We start from the raw sequence: 1,049 nt of genomic DNA on the forward strand, positions 1-1,049 counted from the left end.
TTGATCTCGGTGCAGCGCCACCCGCTTGACAAGCCGCGACCGGCGTGGAATGCCGACAAAAACCATAAGGAAATAGCAAGCCTATGTTTCAGGCCGTGTTCCCCGCAAGCTGTCGTGCCCTGCTGATCGTGCTGCTGTCCCTGGGCGCAACTGCAGCGGTAGCACAGGATTTCCCCATCACCATCGACCACGCTTTCGGCCAGACGGTGATCGCACAACGCCCGGAACGCGTGGCCACCGTGGCCTGGGCCAATCATGAGGTGCCGCTGGCCCTGGGCGTTGTTCCCGTGGGTTTCGCCGCTGCGGGCTTTGGCGACGAGGATGGCGACGGCCTGCTGCCATGGGTCGCCGCCCGGCTTGACGACTTGGGCGCAGACACGCCCCCCCTGTTCGACGAAGGTGACGGTATCGACTTCGAGGCGGTCGCGGCCACGCAGCCCGACGTGATCCTGGCGGCCTATTCGGGGCTCAGCCGGTCCGATTACGACACGCTCAGCATGATCGCGCCGGTGGTGGCCTATCCGGCGTCGCCATGGTCGACCGACTGGCGCCAGATGATCCGTTTGAACGCCTAAGGCATGGGTATGGCCGCGCAGGCAGAGACGCTGATCGCCGATCTGGAGGCGCGGATTGCCGCGACCGCCGCCGCGCATCCCGAATTGTCCGGCAAGACCGTCATGTTTATCACCCATCTGGACAGCACCGACCTTTCCGTCATCCGGTTCTATTCCGCCAATGACACGCGGGTGCAGTTCTTTCGCGACCTGGGCCTGGGCATGCCGCAAAGCGTGACCGACGCCACGCTGCCTGGCCAGTTTTCCGGAGAGGTCAGCGCCGAGCTGATCGACCAGTTCGACGATGTGGACATCTTCGTATCCTACGGCTCGCCCGAACTGCGTGATCGGCTGATAGCCGACCCGCTGGTCGCGCGGATGCCTGCGGTAGCGAACGGTGCGCTGGTGATGCTGGACAATGACGCGGTGGGCACCGGGGCGAACCCCACGCCGCTGTCGATCCCTTGGGTGCTGGACGACTACGCAGACCGCTTG

At 64.7% G+C, this 1,049-nt stretch carries 1 pseudogene; it reads left to right on the forward strand.

The window, feature by feature from the left end:
- Positions 1-83: 83 nt before the first annotated feature.
- Positions 84-1,049: pseudogene (locus FHD67_RS20200) on the forward strand (iron-siderophore ABC transporter substrate-binding protein); the annotation flags it as partial.

It is taken from the genome of Paracoccus haeundaensis, from assembly GCF_006239215.1.
Classification (GTDB): domain Bacteria; phylum Pseudomonadota; class Alphaproteobacteria; order Rhodobacterales; family Rhodobacteraceae; genus Paracoccus; species Paracoccus marcusii.